This window comes from Ramlibacter sp. WS9, from assembly GCF_003797765.1.
GTDB lineage: Bacteria > Pseudomonadota > Gammaproteobacteria > Burkholderiales > Burkholderiaceae_C > Ramlibacter.
Genome location: NZ_RKMB01000003.1, coordinates 113344 through 130084, shown reverse-complemented (window position 1 = coordinate 130084; position 16741 = coordinate 113344). Strand labels below are relative to the sequence as shown.

Annotated in this window: 15 protein-coding genes; 7 read left to right on the top strand and 8 right to left on the bottom strand. The window is 67.9% G+C overall.

Going from position 1 to position 16741, the window contains the following annotated elements; translation table 11 throughout:
• Genes EEB15_RS06540 through EEB15_RS06510 form a run of 7 tightly spaced genes read left to right on the top strand, consistent with a single transcriptional unit; the run spans position 1 to position 8157 of the window.
• Positions 1 to 1257 (top strand): Tm-1-like ATP-binding domain-containing protein, encoded by a 1257-nt coding sequence (locus EEB15_RS06540; RefSeq protein ID WP_141508871.1) that lies wholly within the window; start codon positions 1 to 3, stop codon positions 1255 to 1257.
• Complete coding sequence (locus EEB15_RS06535) at positions 1250 to 1903, top strand: HAD family hydrolase (protein ID WP_141508869.1); 654 nt, start codon at positions 1250 to 1252, stop codon at positions 1901 to 1903. The genes EEB15_RS06540 and EEB15_RS06535 overlap by 8 nt, the downstream gene beginning before the upstream one ends.
• A gap of 41 nt (positions 1904 to 1944) precedes the next feature.
• Positions 1945 to 3327 carry a transaminase gene (locus EEB15_RS06530; protein WP_141508868.1) on the top strand — a complete coding sequence of 461 codons (1383 nt, stop codon included), beginning with the start codon at positions 1945 to 1947 and terminating at the stop codon, positions 3325 to 3327.
• A complete protein-coding gene (locus EEB15_RS06525; RefSeq protein ID WP_199236469.1) occupies positions 3324 to 4124 on the top strand; it encodes an SDR family oxidoreductase in 801 nt (266 codons plus the stop codon). Before EEB15_RS06530 ends, EEB15_RS06525 begins: the two co-directional genes overlap by 4 nt.
• Positions 4121 to 5620 carry an APC family permease gene (locus tag EEB15_RS06520; protein WP_141508866.1) on the top strand — a complete coding sequence of 500 codons (1500 nt, stop codon included), beginning with the start codon at positions 4121 to 4123 and terminating at the stop codon, positions 5618 to 5620. Before EEB15_RS06525 ends, EEB15_RS06520 begins: the two co-directional genes overlap by 4 nt.
• The gene (locus EEB15_RS06515) at positions 5608 to 6366 is read left to right on the top strand and encodes an SDR family NAD(P)-dependent oxidoreductase (protein ID WP_199236488.1); all 759 of its coding nucleotides are present in this window, start codon (positions 5608 to 5610) and stop codon (positions 6364 to 6366) included. The genes EEB15_RS06520 and EEB15_RS06515 overlap by 13 nt, the downstream gene beginning before the upstream one ends.
• Before the next feature lie 45 nt (positions 6367 to 6411).
• Positions 6412 to 8157 (top strand): amidohydrolase, encoded by a 1746-nt coding sequence (locus tag EEB15_RS06510; protein WP_141508862.1) that lies wholly within the window; start codon positions 6412 to 6414, stop codon positions 8155 to 8157.
• A 34-nt stretch (positions 8158 to 8191) separates the two neighbouring features.
• On the opposite strand, the gene EEB15_RS06505 is transcribed toward EEB15_RS06510, so the two are convergent.
• Genes EEB15_RS06505 through EEB15_RS06470 form a run of 8 tightly spaced genes read right to left on the bottom strand, consistent with a single transcriptional unit; the run spans position 8192 to position 16734 of the window.
• Positions 8192 to 9364, bottom strand: coding sequence for an ABC transporter substrate-binding protein (locus EEB15_RS06505; protein ID WP_158290014.1), 1173 nt, complete (start codon positions 9362 to 9364; stop codon positions 8192 to 8194).
• 23 nt (positions 9365 to 9387) lie between these two features.
• Entirely contained in the window at positions 9388 to 10374 is a 987-nt protein-coding gene (locus tag EEB15_RS06500) for a branched-chain amino acid ABC transporter permease (protein ID WP_233259380.1), read from the bottom strand.
• Positions 10371 to 11237 carry a branched-chain amino acid ABC transporter permease gene (locus tag EEB15_RS06495; protein ID WP_141508859.1) on the bottom strand — a complete coding sequence of 289 codons (867 nt, stop codon included), beginning with the start codon at positions 11235 to 11237 and terminating at the stop codon, positions 10371 to 10373. The genes EEB15_RS06500 and EEB15_RS06495 overlap by 4 nt, the downstream gene beginning before the upstream one ends.
• A 7-nt stretch (positions 11238 to 11244) precedes the next feature.
• Positions 11245 to 11943, bottom strand: coding sequence for an ABC transporter ATP-binding protein (locus tag EEB15_RS06490; RefSeq protein ID WP_141508857.1), 699 nt, complete (start codon positions 11941 to 11943; stop codon positions 11245 to 11247).
• On the bottom strand, positions 11930 to 12655 hold the full coding sequence (locus EEB15_RS06485) for an ABC transporter ATP-binding protein (protein ID WP_141508855.1): 726 nt from the start codon (positions 12653 to 12655) through the stop codon (positions 11930 to 11932). The genes EEB15_RS06490 and EEB15_RS06485 overlap by 14 nt, the downstream gene beginning before the upstream one ends.
• Before the next feature lie 10 nt (positions 12656 to 12665).
• A complete protein-coding gene (locus tag EEB15_RS06480) occupies positions 12666 to 13976 on the bottom strand; it encodes an ABC transporter substrate-binding protein (protein WP_141508853.1) in 1311 nt (436 codons plus the stop codon).
• Between the two features lie 17 nt (positions 13977 to 13993).
• Positions 13994 to 15073, bottom strand: coding sequence for a GTP-binding protein (locus tag EEB15_RS06475; RefSeq protein WP_141508851.1), 1080 nt, complete (start codon positions 15071 to 15073; stop codon positions 13994 to 13996).
• Positions 15070 to 16734, bottom strand: a complete 1665-nt coding sequence (locus EEB15_RS06470; protein ID WP_141508849.1) for an amidohydrolase — start codon at positions 16732 to 16734, stop codon at positions 15070 to 15072. The genes EEB15_RS06475 and EEB15_RS06470 overlap by 4 nt, the downstream gene beginning before the upstream one ends.
• Between the last annotated feature and the right edge of the window lie 7 nt (positions 16735 to 16741).

The following is a 16741-nucleotide window of genomic DNA, read 5'->3' as shown; positions in this document are numbered from 1 at the left end:
ATGAACACGACACCGACAATCCTGTTGATCGGCACCGCCGACACCAAGAGCGACGAGATCGCGTTCATGCGCGAGCGTGTCGAAAGCGCGGGCGGCCGCGTGATGGTGATGGACGTGGGCGTGCTCGGGCGCGGCGGCGTCACGCCCGACGTGACCAACGACGAAGTGGCGCAAGCCGCCGGCTTGAGCTTGCAGCAGGTCGCCGACTCGGGCGACGAAAACAGCGCCATGGTGCTGATGGCCCAGGGCGCGACCGCGCTGGCCGCGCGGTTGCATGCGCAGGGCCGCATCGATGGGCTGCTGGCGCTGGGCGGCACCATGGGCACCGACCTGGCGCTGGACGTGGCCAATGCCCTGCCGCTCGGGTTTCCCAAGGTCCTGGTGTCCACCGTCGCTCACTCCCACATGCTGCCGCCCGAGCGCATTCCGCCCGACCTGATCATGGTGCTGTGGGCGGGCGGCCTGTATGGCCTGAACAGCCTCTGCCGCTCCGCGCTGGCGCAGGCCGCCGGCGCCGTGATGGGCGCATGCCGCTGTGCCGTGGCGCCGGCTTTCGAGCGTCCCATGGTTGGCATGACCTCGCTCGGATCCAGCGCGCTGAGCTACATGAAGACCCTCAGGCCCGAGCTCGAGCGGCGCGGCTACGAGTTAGCCGTGTTTCACTCCACCGGCATGGGCGGCCGCGCCTTCGAGGAACTGGCGAGCCAGGGCCGCTTCGTGGCGGTGATGGACTTTTGCCAGCAGGAACTGGTGAATCACCTGGGCGGCTCGTGCGTGACGGCCGGGCCGGACCGCTTGCGCGGCGCGGGCCGCGCCGGAGTGCCGCAGCTGGTGGCGCCTGGCGCGACCGACATGCTGGACTACCCGGCCTGGGGTCCGCGCCCGGCGCGCTTCACCGGCCGCCCGGAACATGCGCACAATCGCTTGCTGGCTTCCGTCTGCATCGATTCCGCGATGCGCCGTGAAGCGGCGCGCGCCATCTGCGAGCGCCTGGGCGAGGCCACCGCACCGGTCGCGCTGCTCGTTCCCAAGCAAGGCATCGAGGGCTGGGACCGCCCGGGCGAGCCCCTGCACGATCCCGAGGGCCTGGCCGCGCTGGTCGACGAGCTGCGCCTGGCCGTGCGACCGAACACACAGCTGGTCGAGCTGGACGCGCACATTAACGATGCCGCCTTCGCCCAGGCGGCGCTCGACATCTTCGACACCTGGGTGCGTGACGGCATCGTCTTGCCTGGTGCGGTGCAATCGCATGAATGACTTCCCTCAAGCCCTGGTGCTCGACTTCGGCGGGGTCATCAGCCGCACGCCGTTCGAGACGCACGACCTGACGGAACAGGCCCTCGGGCTGGCCTCCGGCACGCTGGACTGGCGCGGCCCGTTCGATCCGGGTGGCGACGCGCTGTGGCGCGACATGCAGGCCGACAAGATCAGCGAGCGTGACTACTGGATGGCACGCACCCGCGAGGTGGGCCGCCTGCTGGGCGAGGACTGGGACCGGATGGAGACGTTCGTGCAGCGCGCGCGTGGTGCGGACGTGCAGGCCGTGCTCCGGCCCGAGGCGGTGGCGGCGATTCACACGGCCAAGGCCGCCGGCTGCCGGCTCGCCGTCCTGTCCAACGAACTGGACCTGTTCTATGGCGCCGGCTTTCGCGAGCGGCTGCCGCTGCTGCAGCTGTTCGATGTGGTCATCGACGCCACCTACACACAGATCCTCAAGCCCGACGCGCGCGCCTACGCGCAGTGCACGCAGCAGCTGGGCCTGCCCGCAGACGCCTGTGTGTTCGTGGACGACCAGTTCCGCAACGTCGAAGGTGGCCGGCGTGCCGGCATGCGGGTGGTTCATTTCGACGTCACGCAGCCGGCGCAGTCGTACCGGCAAGCGCTGACCCTGCTTGGGTGCTGATGGGCACCCGGTTCCTAGTCCCCATTTCACAACCCGAGACCATGACCGTTCCCTTTCCCAATCCCACCCGCGTGGCCGAACTGATGGCAGCGGAGCAGGCCCGCTACGCGGCCACCCATACCCGTTCCGGCGAGGCCTACGCCCAAGGCAAATCCAGCTGGCTGTACGGCGCCCCCTCGCACTGGATGCGGCGCTGGATCGGCGGCTGGCCGATCTACATCCGCGACGAGGCGCGCCCCTACGGCGTCCGCTTCGGCGACGTGGACGGCAACGACTACGTCGACTTCTGCCTGGGCGACACCGGCGGCATGTGCGGGCACGGCCACCCGGCAGTGGTTGCCGCGATGGCGCACCAGGCGCGCATCGGCACCTCATTGATGCTGCCCACGGGCGACGCGGAATGGGTGGGCCAGGAACTCACCCGGCGTTTCGGCGTGCCGTACTGGACGCTCACCACGTCGGCGAGCGACGCCAACCGCGCTTGCATCCGGCTGGCGCGCATGGTCACCGAGCGGCCGCGGGTGCTGGTCTTTTCCGGCGCCTACCACGGCAGTGTGGAAGAAGCCCATGTGGAACTGCGCGAGGGCGCGGTCCAGATGCGCAACAACATCCACCACAACTTCTTTCCTCACGACGAGCTTTCGCGCGTGGTCGAATTCAACGACGTTCCGGCGCTCGAAGCCGCGCTCCGCCAGGGCGACGTGGCCTGCGTGCTGGCCGAGCCGGCGATGACCAACTACGGGATGATCGCGCCGCAGCCGGGCTTTCACGAGGCGCTGCGGCGGCTGACGCGCGAAACGGGAACACTGCTCGTCATCGACGAGACGCACACTATCTCCAGCGGCGCCGGCGGCTACACGCGGCTGCATGGCCTGGCGCCCGACATGTTCGTCCTGGGCAAGGCGATCGCCGGCGGCATTCCCGCGGCGGCCTTTGGCCTGAGCCAGGCCACGGCCGAGCGCGTCTGGCAGGCGCTGCCTCCCGTGCCGCCAACGGTGCGCCAGAGTGCGCACGCCGGCTTCGGCGGCACGCTGGCCGGCAACGCGCTGACCGTGGCCGTGATGCGCGCGGTGCTGTCCGACGTGCTGACCGAAGACGCCTTCGAGCGCATGCTGGCGCTGGCCGAGCGGCTGCAGCGCGGCGTCAACGACAGCATTGCGCGCTGCGGCCTGCCCTGGCACGCGACGCGGGTGGGGGCACGGGTAGAGACGCTGTTCGCGCCCGACGAGCCGCGCAACGCCACCGAAGTCCGGCAGCACCGCGATGCCGGCATGGAGGCGCTGCTTCACCTGTTCCTGATGAACCGCGGAGTGCTGATCACGCCGTTCCACAACATGATGCTGTGCTGCCCCGGCACCACGGCCGACGACGTGGACAGGCACAACGCGATGTTCGATGAACTGATCGAGGAGCTGGTCAAGTGACGCCCGCCGTGTTCGGGCTCGACGGCAAGGTCGCCCTCGTCACCGGCGGCGGCCGGGGCATCGGCGCGGCCATCGCCACGCTTTTCGCCCAAGCCGGCGCGCGGGTCCTGATCGCCAACCGCACGGAAGCGGCGGGCGAGGGCATCGCCGAGACGATTCGTTCTTCAGGCGGCAGCGCGCGGGCCATCGGCTGCGACATCGGCCGGCACGACGAAGCCACGCGGGCGGTCGCCGAGACGGTGCGTGCTTTCGGCGAGCTCGACATCGTGGTGCACAACGCAGCCGTCAACCCCTGGGCGCGCATCGAAGCGATGAGCGATGCCGACCTGGACACGACGCTGGCGGTCAACCTGAAGGCCTGCTTCTGGCTGGTCCAGGCCGCGCTGCCGCACTGGCGCGCGCGCGGTGGCGGGCGCATGCTGGTGACTTCTTCCGTCACCGGACCGCGCGTGGCCATGCCGGGCAGCGCGCACTACGCCGCCAGCAAGGCCGGTGTCAACGGCTTCATCCGCAGCGCGGCGCTGGAACTGGCCGCCGACCGCATCACGGTCAACGGCGTCGAGCCGGGCTACATCGCCAAGCAGGGCGGATCGCTGCTCTCCAACCCGGAACGTGCCGCCCGCATCGCGCGACACATCCCGGCCGGCGAACTGGGCCGGCCCGAGGACATCGCTTGCGCGATGTGCTTCCTGGCCAGCGGCGCTGCGCGCTACGTCACCGGCCAGACCCTGGTGGTCGATGGCGGCTCGACCCTGCCGGAGAGCCCTTTCTTCAACGAATCCGAAAGCACCCCATGACCCCTGCAGAACGCACCCATGCGCACCTCGTACGCGGCGTTGTCGGATTCCCGACCGCGCTGGCCACCTCTGTCGGCGTTGTGATGGCCAGCCCCGCCATCCTGACGGCCACCACCGGTTTTTCGATCGGCGGCTGGGCTTTCGTCGCCGCGATGCTCATCGCCTTCGTGCTGATGCTGGCGCAGGCCTCGACCTTTGCCGAGGCGGCGACCATGCTGCCCACGGCCGGCTCCGTCTACGACTACATCGCTTGTGGCTGCGGGCGCTTCTTCGCCATCACCGGAACCATCTCGGCCTACATGCTGGTGCATGTGTTCGCTGGCACCGCCGAGACCATCCTCTCCGGTGTGATGGCCACAGTCAACTTCCCGGGCCTGCATGGCGTGCTCGTGGCGCACGATGCCACCTGGACCGTGGGCGTGGGCATGGTTGTGCTGTTCGCGGGGCTCAACTATTTCGGCATCGCCGCATTCGGGCGGGTGGAAGTGGTCCTGACCTTCTGTATGTGGGTCACGCTGATGGTTTTTGGCGTGCTGGGGCTGTCGATGGCGGCGCAGGTCAACCTGGAGGGCTGGTTCGGCGCATCGGCGGTGGGCACCGACCTGTTCGCGGTGTTGTCGCTGGTGGGCCTGGCAATGTTCATGTTCCTGGGCGTCGAGTTCGTCACGCCGCTGGCGCCGGACCTGCGCAATGCCCAACGCTCGATCCCGCGGTCGATGTTCATGGGTTTGTGCCTGGTGTCGCTGTGCATGCTGATGTGGGGCGCCGCGATGCAACGCCAGGTGCCCAACACGCCGGTGGATCCCAAGGGGCTCGTGCATCTGCTGGAGACACCCGAGGCGATCCCCGCCTTCGCCGAGCAGGTGCTCGGACCTTTCGGACGCATCTGGCTCGGGATTGCCTTCCTCCTGGCCGGCGCCGCGACGATCAATACCTTGATGGCTGCATTGCCGCGCATCCTGTACGGCATGGCGGTGGACGGCGCGTTGCCAAAGGCGTTCGCCTACCTCCATCCCAAGTACCGCAGCCCGGTTGTCGGCATCGTGGTCTCGGCCATCATCCCGATCGCGCACGTGATCTGGATCAACGGTAACCTCGATCGCATCCTGCCGTTGGTGCTCGCGGCGGTGTGTGCATGGGGAACGGCCTACCTGATGGTCAACGTGTCGGTGGTGCTGCTGCGTATCCGGCGCCCCGAACTGCCGCGGGCCTACCGCTCGCCGTTCTTTCCGTTGCCGCAGATCGTGTCCTCGATCGGCATCCTGATTGCCATCTGGTACATCACGCCGCCGAACATGAACCCGCGCGACATCTATGTGCCCTTCGGTGTGATGCTGGGACTGACGGCGTTGTATGCGCTGCTATGGACTGCCTTCGTCCAGCGCCGGCCGCTGTTCACCCCGGCCGAGGTCGAGCAGGTGCTCGAGGCCGAGTTTCGGCGCATCGAGCCGCAGGCGAGCAAGCCTACCGAGAGGGCAGGGCAGTGGCAGCATTGAAGGGCAAGGTGGCGTTGGTGTGCGGCGCGAGCAGCGGCATCGGCGCCGCGGTGGTCTGGCGCTTCGCGCAGGAGGCCGCCACAGTGCTGGCGTGCGGTATGCCGCTGCCGCCATTCCCGGGCGCCCTGACCTGCGACGTGACCGACGAGGCCCAGGTGCGCGCCGCCGTGGCGGCTGCGCTCGAACGGCATGGCCGCATCGACGTGCTGGTCAATGCCGCAGGCGTGATCGTCAACGACGATGCAGCCGACATCGAAGATTCGGTCTGGTCGCGCCAGCACGAGATCAACCTCGCCGGCACGATGCGCACGATGCGGGCAGTGTTGCCGCACATGCTTTCGCGCGGCACCGGATCGGTAGTCAACATTGCCTCGGTGGCGGCCTTCAACGCAGGCGCCGGCTCGGCGAGCTACGGGGCCAGCAAGGCGGGTGTGGTCGCCCTCACACGATCGGCGGCGCAGGCCTACGGCGCGCAGGGCGTGCGCGTCAATGCGCTGTGCCCGGGGTGGGTCGACACGCCGATGGCCGCCAAGGAGATGCAGGACATAGCGCGCGAGCTGGGCATCACCGAGGCGCAGGCCAGGGAGCGCACAGTCGCCCGCATTGCACTGGCCCGCATGGCGCGGCCCGAGGAGATGGCCGCCGTGTGCCTGTTCCTTGCCTGCGACGAAAGCTCTTTCATCACAGGCGCGGCGCTGGTGGCCGATGGCGGCGCCCGAATGCCTGCCGCGGCGCGTGGAATCTGAATTCGAAAGTGCGGAGCAATGGAAATGGTTTTACAAGGAAATGTCATGAAATCGGATCGAACAACGCAGCGTTTGACGCTGCACGTGGCGCTCGCGTTGGGCCTGGCCATGCCCACGGCGCTGGTGCGCGCCCAGGCCGCTACCCCTGCCGAATTGGTGGTGCGCAGCGGCGCCATCTACACGGTGCAGGGGGCCAAGCCTTGGGCTCAAGCGTTCGCGGTGCGCAATGGCCGATACATTGCCGTCGGTTCCGACTCCGACATGGCGCGCCACATCGGACCCAAGACCCAGGTGATCGACCTGAAAGGGGCAATGGCCATGCCCGGCATCAACGACGTGCACGCACACCCCTTGAGCGGCGCGTACGAAGACTTGTTCGCTTGCAACATGGCGCAATCCGACGACCTCGAGAAGGTGCTCGAACGCGTGGCAGCGTGCGCAAAGCGTGCCGCCCCCGGAGGGTGGATTGTCGGCGGGGGTTGGAGCAGCCGCCTGCTCGGACAGATCGCGTCGAGCACGTCGCTGGAGGCATTGGACAAGGCGAGCGCGGGCCATCCCACAGTGCTGCGCGACGAGACTTACCACAATCGCTGGGTCAGTAGCGACGTGTTGCAACGCGCGAACATCAGCGCGCAGAGCGCGGATCCACCCAATGGGAGCTACGTCAAGGACGCGGTGACGGGACAGCCCGTGGGCCTGCTCAAGGAGTTTCCGGCCTTCGCCGAAGTCCAGAAGTTGATCCCGCCACGCACCGCCGATCAAATGCGTCAGACAGTCGAGGCGGCCAGCCGCACGCTGAACGGCTATGGCATCACCGGCGTGCAAGACGCCGCCAGCTCAGAGCAAAGCCTGCGCCTCTGGTCGCAGGCGGATCGCAGCAAGGCGCTTTCGCTGCGCGTTGTCGCGTCTGTGTCGATGCTGGAGCCGGAGCAGACGGGGGACCGAAATGGCATGGCCCTGGTCGGCGCGCGCGGCAGCTATCGAACGGCGAACGTCAGGCCGGACTTTGCCAAACTGTTTCTCGATGGTGTGCCGCCCGCGCGCACGTCAAGCTTCATCGAGCCCTACCTGCCGGATCATGAGCATGGATCGGACTTCCGCGGCAGGACAACCTACACCTTCGCTCAACTGGTAGAGATGCTGGCCGTGCTGGACAAGCAGGGTGTGGCAGCCAAGATGCACGCCACCGGCGACGCCTCGTTGCATCAGGCGCTGGACGCAGTCGAAGCCGTCCGCAAGCGCAACGGACCGAAAGGACCACGCCACCAGATCGCCCATGCCAGCTTCATCGCCGACAGTGATCTGCCGCGTTTCAGGAAGCTCAATGTCACAGCGGACCTGTCACCCATGCTGTGGTTTCCGACGGGCCTGAACATCGCGACGGCGATGGCCATCGGCGAAATTCGTGCCAAGCGCATCTTTCCCATCAAGTCGCTGGTGACGGCCGGGGCCCTGGTGGCCGGCGGCTCGGACTGGCCGGCTGGCCAGCCGACAGCCAATCCGTGGATAGGAATCGAAGGCATGGTGACGCGAAAGAATCCGCTCGGCGAGATTCCCGGCGTGCTTGGGCCGGATCAGGCGGTCGACCTAGCAACGGCCGTGCGCATCTATACCATCAACAGCGCGCAGGCCATGGGCTTGGCGCGCGAAACCGGCTCCATCGAACCGGGCAAGTCTGCGGACTTCATCGTGTTGGATCGCGATGTGTTCAAGGTGCCGGTCGAGCAGATCCATCTCACGCAGGTGCAGCGAACCTTCTTCCAGGGAAGGTTGGTGCATTCCGCGCCTTGAATCCTGCGCGGGATGGAGCGTGATTCCACGCGCGTCAGCGCATCTCGAAGCTGATCCACTTCGAATGCGCCACGCGCCACTGGCCGTCCTTCAACTGCATCGGAATCCCGCTGTTGTTCGGATTGTGTGACCGGCCGGGCCCGACGACGAACGGCGAAGCGGTCAAGGCGTTCGACACCGGCGCCATCTCGCGCAGCGCCTTGGCCACGGTTTCGCGTGTGATGGGGCCGCTAATTCCGCGTACCGCCTTACCGAACATCTGGGCCGCCAAGTAGCCGCCTTGCGAGAGCGAACTCAACGGTACCTTGTTGGCGGTCATCAACGCGCGCCAGTCATTAAGCTGCAGCGACCGGCTTGTCCAGGGTTCGAATTCCGCGATGGCATAGATGCCTTCGCCGGAGGCACCCAGCGCCTGGGTCACGACAGTGGTGTACGCCGGCGTCAGGAATATCTGTTCCACACCCGGCAGCAGTGGCCGCGAACTGCGCGCCCACTCGACCACGTTCGGTCCGGTGAACACGAGCGATTGGCAGGCTCGCGCCGCCACCCGTTTCACGACAGGCTCCATCGGATCGCCCAGCTGGAAGATTTCCATCGGTGGACTGGGCACGCGTTGGGTCTTGGCCCACTGGTCGATCGCTTGCTGGAATGCCTCCACCATGCCAGGCAGCGCCGGCGAGACCACGCACAGGCGTTCATGCCGCAGCACGGTTCGCGCGAATGTCAGTCCATTGGCCAGCGAGACGTAGGGTCCGGCGTTGACAGGCGCGATGTTGGGGGAGCCGAAGCACAGGGGATCGATCCCCCCGCCCGGGAGGGACATCAGCCCGGCTTCCTCATAGAGCTTGTGGTTCACTGCGCACTCGAGCACGCTGGAGCCGCCGACCATCGCCACGATGTCCTTGTCGGCAACCAGCCGGTTAGCGGCGGCCGCGGCCGATTGCGGTTCGGCCCGGTCGTCCTCCGAAACCAGCACGATGCGTTTGCCGCGGATTCCCCCGGCCGCATTGAGCGCGTCGAAATACGCTTTGGCGCCTCGGACCGCCTCCGTGGAGATCCCCGTCCCTGTCAGCGTGCTGATGGCGCCGACCTTGATGGTGCCTGCGTCCTTGGCTGCGCACGCGGCGGGACAAGCCAGGGCCAGGACAATGGCGGCAACGTGAGCCACGTGGCGGACGCGCGTGGGCGTGTTGGAAAAACCGGGCATTCGAAGGCTCCTTGACATGTGTTTCACTCCACCGCAGCGGGCGGTCGCCGTGTGACGGACCAACCGCGCCAGCCCCAGCGGCGCTGTGCCAGGCCCCAGATGCCGCGCGGTGCAACCAGGCTCACCACCATGGCGACCGCACCCATGCCGATCAGGTACCAGCCGCCGGGCAGCCCCAGCCAGGTGGCGAGCAGCTCGCGCAGCGCGAACCAGACCAGCACGCCGATGACCGGTCCCTCGATGCTGCCGACACCACCGATCAGCGTGGCGAACATCATCATCACCACCCAGTTGATGTCGAAAGCCGCGTTGGGCGAGACGAACATGCCGCCCATGTAATAGGCGGCGCCCGCCAGCGCGCAGCCGAAGCCCGAAGCGACGAAGGCCGGCAGCCGCACCCGCCAGACGTCGACGCCGATGCTGCGTGCCGCCAGTTCGTTGTCCCGCACGGTCATCAATGCGAGGCCCAGGCGCGAGCGCATGAGGGCATAGACTCCGGCCAACGCGCATGCGCCGATGGCGCAGGCCACCCAGAACGAGATCGCCTGGAACTTCTCCGGGTCGTCGATGGCCGACAGGTCGAGCGTGCGCCCTGCCGACGAGCCGAGAAACGGTGCCTTCGAAACGGCCAGGTAGGCGATCTCGGCGAACACCCACAGCCCGATCGAGAAGTAGGCCTCGCGCAGCCGGAACAGCGCCGGCGCCATCAGCGCGGCGGCCAATCCGCCCGCCAACCCGGCCGCGGGCAGCAACCAGTACGGCGCCACCCCGAGGCGTTGCGAGCCTTCGAACAGGACATACGCGCCAATGCCGACGAAAATCTGGTGGCCCAGTGACAACAGGCCGGTGTAGCCCGCGAGCAGGTTCCACATCTGGGCCATGCAGATCGCCAGCAGGATCTCCGCGCACAGGCGCAAGACGCCGGCGTCGGCAAAACGCGGCGCCATGGCCGCCAGGGCGGCGGCAGCCACCGCCGCGGCCAGCAGGCTCGCCATCCGTTGCTTGTTCACTTGCGCTCCCCGGCGAGGCCTTTGGGCAGCAGCACCAGCGTCGCCACGAACAGCAGGTGCGCGTACAAGGGCCCGGCGTTCGGATCGAACTTCTGCCCCACCAGCTGGGCGATGCCCAGCACCACGCCGCCGATCAGCGCGCCCCAGAAAGAGCCGAGCCCACCGATGATGACGACCTCGAACGCCACCAGCATGCGCTCGGCGCCGGAGAACGGCGTGAACGAGGTGCGCTGCGCGAGCAGGAAACCCGCGACCAGCGCGAAGGCCAGCGACAGACCCATCACGCGGTTGAACACGCGGCCCGGCGCCACGCCCATCAGGCGGGCCACAGGTGGCGCGTCGGCCGTCGCGCGCACCACGCGGCCGAACTCGGTGCGGTTCAACAGCCACTGGAGGCTGCCGAACAACACGATGGCCAGCCCCAGCACCAGCAGCGGATAGACGCCCAGGCGCAGCCCGAACAGGTCGAAGCCGGCGCTGGTGAGGGCGCCGCCGTCGATGGCACGGGAGTCGGCGCCGAAGAGTTCGACCATGCCGTTGCGAAGGATGACGGACAGGCCGAAGGTGAGCATCAACGGTGTCAGCGGGTCGCCGGTGCGTTGCGCGAGGTTGACCACGCTGTGCTGCAGTCCCCAGCCCAGTGCGTAGCCGGCCAGCGCAACCGGCACGATCATGAGCCACGGCGGGACCTGCGGCATCGAGGCGACCAGGAAGACGCCCAGGTAGGCGCCCATCACGATGAACTCTCCGTGGGCGAGGTTGACCACGCGCATGACGCCGAACACCAGCGCGAGCCCGAGGCCGAACAGTCCGTAGAGGCCACCCAGCAGGGCGCCGTTGATGATGGTGGCGATCCAGTCCATGGTGGCCTCATTCCCCGAAGTAGGCCGCTGCGATGCGGCTGTGTGAAAACTGCGAGACCGGGCCGGCCAGGGTGACACGCCCTTTCAACAGGCAAAGCAGTTGCTCGGACACCTTGCAGGCGCGCGCCACGTCCTGTTCGACCAGGATGACGGACAGGCCTTCTGCGCGGATGCGCTCGAACGCGCGGTAGATCTCCTCGATCACCAGCGGCGCCAGGCCGAGCGACAACTCGTCGCACAACAGCAGTCGTGGGTTGGACATCAGCGCGCGCCCGATCGCGACCATCTGCTGCTGCCCGCCCGACAGCCGCGTTGCGGGCCGATTGCGCATCTCGTGCAGCATCGAGAACAGGCTGTACACCGCGTCCAGGTTCCAGGGACCGGCGCGCCGCGTCAGCGTGCCCATCAACAGGTTCTCCTCGACGCTGAGCGAGGGGAATAGCAACCGCCCCTCGGGCACCATCGCGATGCCCAGCGCCGCGATTTTCTCCGCCGGCAATCCGGCGATCGACTCGCCATCGAACCGAACGACGCCCGCGCGCGCCGGAACGAGGCCGGTGATGGCGTTGAGCAAGGTCGACTTGCCCGCGCCGTTGGCGCCGATCAAAGCCAGGGCTTCGCCCTGCGCCAACGACAGCGACACGCCGAACACTGCCTGCAGATCGCCGTAAAAAACTTCCACGGATTCGAGTTCAAGCAGCGGCATCGGCCGGTATCCCCATGTAGATTTCGCGCACGATGGCGCTGTCCATCACCGCCTGCGGCGTGTCCTCCAGCAGCTTGCGGCCGAAGTGCAGCACCATCACCCGATCGGCCACGGCCTTCAGGGCGTGCGGGATGTGTTCGATCCAGATCACCGCGTAAGACTGCTTCAGTTCGCGCACCAGTTCCACCATCGCTTGCACCTCGCGCTCCGTCAGTCCGCCGGCCACTTCGTCGAGCAGCAGCAGCTTGGGCGCGGCGGCAATTCCCTTGGCAACCTCGAGCCGCTTGCGGTCCAGCAGCGGCAATGCGCCTGCCAGCATCGAGCGCCGATCGTGCAATCCGGTACGTTCCAGGGCGGCCACCGCCGCGTCGGCCGCGGCGCGCCCGCGCAGGCCGGCACCGAACGAAGCCGCGGCCAGCACGTTCTCGTAGACGGTCAGATGCGCGAACGGCTGTGGGATCTGGAAAGCCCGCGCAACGCCCATGCGGGCACGCCGGTGCGCCGGCAGCCCCACGAGCTCGTTACCGTTCAGGCGGATGCTGCCGCGCTCGGGGGTCACCGCGCCGGCTAGCAGGTGGAACAGCGTGCTCTTGCCGGCGCCATTGGGCCCGATCACGCCCAGGCATTCCCCGTGGGCCAGCGAGAAGCTCACGTCATCGGCCACCACCACTTCGCCATAGGCCTTGCATAGGCCGTCGACCACGAGGACCATGGCGTTCGCGTCAGGCCAACTGCGACAGCAGCTTGAACTCGGCGCCGACGGGGATGTGCCGTGCGGTCGGGTTGCTCACCACCTGCAGCTCGAACGGGAAGCGCGCTCCCGCAGCCGAGCGCCGCCACTGCCCGCCGGCGAGCGAGGTCTTCGCCACGCTCTTGATGGGGCTGTTTTTGAAGTCCACCTTGCCGACGATGGTGTCGAGCACCATGTCGCGGATTGCGTCCCTGACTGCCTTGCGGTCGAGCGGATCGGCCGCCGTCTTGAGGGCGGCGATGCCGGTTTCCCACAGCGCATGGGCGTAGCCGAGGGGTTGCGTCCATTGGTTGCCGGTGGACTTTTCCCAATCGGCCGCGAGCGCCTGCGCCGATTGGCCGGTGAGCGACGACTTGAACGGATAGTTCGGCGTCCACCACACTTCGGTGGACATGCCATTGCCGGCGTTGCCAAGGGCCTTCAGCGCGCTCGGGAACAGGAAGGCACCGGCGATGGTGCAGACTTCGGGCCGATAGCCGGCCTGCTGCGCCTGCTTCCAGAAAGTGGCGAAGTGGCTTTCGAACATGAAGCCCGACGCGATCTGGGCCTCCTTGGCCTTGAAGGTTGCGACCTGGTTCGAGAAGTCGTCGGTGGCGACCTTGAAGAAGCTGGACGAGACCTGGTTGTAGCCGGCGTCGCGCAGCGCCGGCGGCATGCCGCGCAGGGGATCGGCGAAAGCCTGCCCCGGCGGGTTGTCGACATACAACGTGCCCACGGCCTTGTTGGTCTTGACGCCGTCCCACATCGCGACGAAGTTCTTCACCACGTCGTCGGCGCCCCAGAAGAAGTTGAAGGAGAACGGGAAGCCTTTGCCGATCGTGCCGCCGCGAGCGAACAGGAACGCCTGCCAGGGCGTCATCGTGCTGATCATGGGGATGCCATGCACGTCGCACAGCTGGCCCGCAGGGGTGGCCGCGTCGCCGTCCTGGACCAGCATCAGGTCGACCTTGTCGCGCAGTACCAGGTCGCTGGCCACTTGCTGCGAGCGGTTGGCGTCGGACTGGTTGTCCTTCAGCACGATCTCGACTGCATGGCGCTTGCCGCTCACCTCGATGCCGTTCTTGAGCATCTCGCGCATCCTCGCCAGCTGCCATTCGTCGGCCACGCCGAACGCGGCCCGCACACCCGACAGGGCGGTGATGTAGCCGATCTTGATCGGACGCGACTGGGCCAGCGCGAGCTGCGGAAACGCGAGGGCGGCGCCCGTCAGCGCGATGGAGCGGCGCCGCCCGAGATCGACGGCGGGGGTAGTGTGTTTCTTCGAGATGGACTTTGCGTTCATGGGGGTGAGTCTCCGTGTCATGCAGGATGCGGGGAGCCGGCGGTGCGCAAGCCGGCGAACTGGGACAGCGTGCGTTCGATGTCCGCGCGATCGAGGCCGTCGGTGATGAAGACAAGACGAGTGCGGTGGTCCGTCGACGGCCATGCGGGCAGGTAGCGCGGCGGATGGAAGACGTGCTGCGCACCGTGCACCACCAGGGGTTGCTCGGGACGCTCGGCCAAGTGCACAAGTCCTTTGACGCGAAGCAGCTTCTCGCCGCGCATCGCGGCCATCAGTTCGAGCCAGTGGGTGAATGCTGCTTCGCGCACCGGCTCGTCCGAGATGAAGCAGTGCGCCCGAATGCGGTCGCCATGGCGGCCGGCGTGGTCATGCCGGTGCGGCGCATGGCCATGACTGTGTTCGCGCTGGTGGCCGTGATGCGCCTCGCGCGCCAGCCAGTAGCGCACGTCGGACGACTTGTCCAGGGGGTCGTACCAGCCGATCTGCAAGACGTCCCGGGGCGCGATCGCTCCGCCGACCACGTGCTGCAAGCGGGCCGCGGGGTTGGCGGCTTGCAGCCGTGCGGCCAGGACCTGTATCTGCGGCGTGCCGGCCAGGTCGGTCTTGGTTAACAGGAGCCGGTCGGCCACCGCCGCCTGCTTCACGGCTTCCGGATGGTGTTGCAGCGTCGCCAAGCCGTTGACCGCATCGACTGTGGTCACGACGCCTTCGAGCCGATAGCCCGGCGTCACCGCGGGATCGGCCATCAGTGTGTGCAGGACGGGCGCGGGATCGGCCAGCCCGGTGGTCTCGACAATGACGCGGGAGAACGGGGCGACGTCTCCGCGCGTGCGCCGCGCTTCCAGCTCCCGCAGGGTGTCGACCAGGTCGCCGCGGACGGTGCAGCACAGGCAGCCGCTATTGAGCACACGCAGGTTCTCGCTGACTTGCTCGACCAGGAGGTGGTCGAGGCCCACCTCGCCGAATTCATTGATGATGACGGCGCTGTCGCCCAGTTCTGGGTGGCCCAGCAAGTGGTTCAGCACCGTCGTCTTGCCGCTGCCCAGGAAGCCCGTGAGCACGGTGACCGGAAGGCGCACGTCGGCGGCGGCGCTCACGAGCCGGCCTCATGCACCACGCGGCCTTCGAAGTAGGTGCTGAGCACACGAGTGGCGGCGAGTTCTTCGGGCGGGACTTCGAAAAGGTGCCGATCGAGCACGATTAGGTCGGCCGATTTGCCGACTTCGAGCGAGCCGGTCTCGTCCGCCAGGCCCATCGCCCGTGCCGGGTTGATGGTGTAGGCACGCAGCACCGACGCCAGGTCCAGCGCCTGCTCGGGCCACAGCGCGCCGGGGAACCGGCCGGTCGGGTCACGTCGCGTGACCATGCCCTGGATGCCGGCCCAGGGGCTGGGGTCGTGCACCACCGGCCAGTCGGAACCTGCCGCGATCAGCGCGCCGGCCTCCATCAGATCCCGGTTGGGCCAGAAACGCTCGACGCGCTCGGACGGCACGGCGGCCCGGATGGCTTCGACGATGACACCGGGGAACCACAGCATCGGCGACAGGTCGGCCACGACGTTGAGCGCGGCAAAGCGCGGCACGTCGTCGTCGGCGATGAAACTCGCGTGCGCGATCTGGTGCGCGAGCCCGGGCCCGTTGAAACTGCGCAGGACTTCCACCGCGTCGAGCGCGCTGCGCACGGCGCCGTCGCCCGCGCAGTGAATCTTGACGGCGATGCCGCGTGCCTCGCAGTCGGCCAGCGCCCGCGCGAGTTGTGGCACCGTGAGTGTGGTGCCGCCGCGGAAACAGCAGCCATGTGCCGCATCGGGCAGGTAGGGCTCGAGCATCGCCGCGGTGCGCGAGGTCGGAACGCCATCGAGGAAGATCTTGCCGGCGTCGGGCCGGAAGTGGCGGCTGCGGTAGTGGTCGCGCAGCGCGAACAGGGTCTCGCCCCATTCGCCGGGCGCCAGGGGCGCCTCGACCACCGGCAGGCTGCCCACGACCCAGGCGGTGAGCTGGCCCGCGCCTTCCAGGGACTTGATGGCTTCCAGTACGGCCCGAGTGGTCAACGCTTCCTGCGTGGCGGTAACGCCGCAGGCATTGAAGCGCCGGATGGCATGCGCGGCGGCATTGAAGTCCAGTTGTGGCGAGGCCGCCAATGCCTTGGCGACCGCCGCTTCCACCAGCGCTGAGGCCGACTCGAGCAGCAGGCCGGTGGCCTCACCGCTCGCGTCGCGCACGATCTCGCCGTTGCGTGGGTTGGGGGTGGATGCGTCGATGCCGGCCTGCTGCAATGCGGCCGTGCTGGCCCAGCGGTTGTGGTGCGAGTCGTCGCGCAGCATCACGGGGCGTCCGCCCGCGGCTTCGTCGAGTGCCAGGCGCGCTTGCGCGGTCAGCTCGCCGATCAGCCCGCTGCCCCAGATGCCGCCGACCACCCATGCGCCGGGCGGCTGCTTGGCCGCTGTCTGGCGCACTTGGTCGAGCACTTGCTCGAGGGTGAGGATAGGGGGGAACGTGGTTTCATACAGCTCGGCGCGCCCGGCCCACACGAAGTGGCTGTGCACATCGACGATGCCGGGCATGGCCATGCGCCCGTGCAGGTCCACCACGCGGGCATCCGGCGCGGCCGCCGCGCGCACTTGCGCCTCCGGACCCAGCGCCAACAAGCGGCCGTCGCGAATGGCCAGCGCCTCGACCCAGGGGCGGGCGGCGTCCATGGTGTAGATCGCGCCGTTGCGCAACACAAGATCGGCCGAGCCGGTGGACTGTCTGGGCATGGGTGCT

Coding starts and splice junctions, on each gene's coding strand:
- EEB15_RS06540 (WP_141508871.1), top strand. CDS start 1: ATGAACACGACACCGACAATCCTGTTGATCGGCACCGCCGACACCAAG.
- EEB15_RS06535 (WP_141508869.1), top strand. CDS start 1,250: ATGAATGACTTCCCTCAAGCCCTGGTGCTCGACTTCGGCGGGGTCATC.
- EEB15_RS06530 (WP_141508868.1), top strand. CDS start 1,945: ATGACCGTTCCCTTTCCCAATCCCACCCGCGTGGCCGAACTGATGGCA.
- EEB15_RS06520 (WP_141508866.1), top strand. CDS start 4,121: ATGACCCCTGCAGAACGCACCCATGCGCACCTCGTACGCGGCGTTGTC.
- EEB15_RS06510 (WP_141508862.1), top strand. CDS start 6,412: ATGAAATCGGATCGAACAACGCAGCGTTTGACGCTGCACGTGGCGCTC.
- EEB15_RS06505 (WP_158290014.1), bottom strand. CDS start 9,364: ATGCCCGGTTTTTCCAACACGCCCACGCGCGTCCGCCACGTGGCTCAC.
- EEB15_RS06495 (WP_141508859.1), bottom strand. CDS start 11,237: ATGGACTGGATCGCCACCATCATCAACGGCGCCCTGCTGGGTGGCCTC.
- EEB15_RS06490 (WP_141508857.1), bottom strand. CDS start 11,943: ATGCCGCTGCTTGAACTCGAATCCGTGGAAGTTTTTTACGGCGATCTG.
- EEB15_RS06485 (WP_141508855.1), bottom strand. CDS start 12,655: ATGGTCCTCGTGGTCGACGGCCTATGCAAGGCCTATGGCGAAGTGGTG.
- EEB15_RS06480 (WP_141508853.1), bottom strand. CDS start 13,976: ATGAACGCAAAGTCCATCTCGAAGAAACACACTACCCCCGCCGTCGAT.
- EEB15_RS06470 (WP_141508849.1), bottom strand. CDS start 16,734: ATGCCCAGACAGTCCACCGGCTCGGCCGATCTTGTGTTGCGCAACGGC.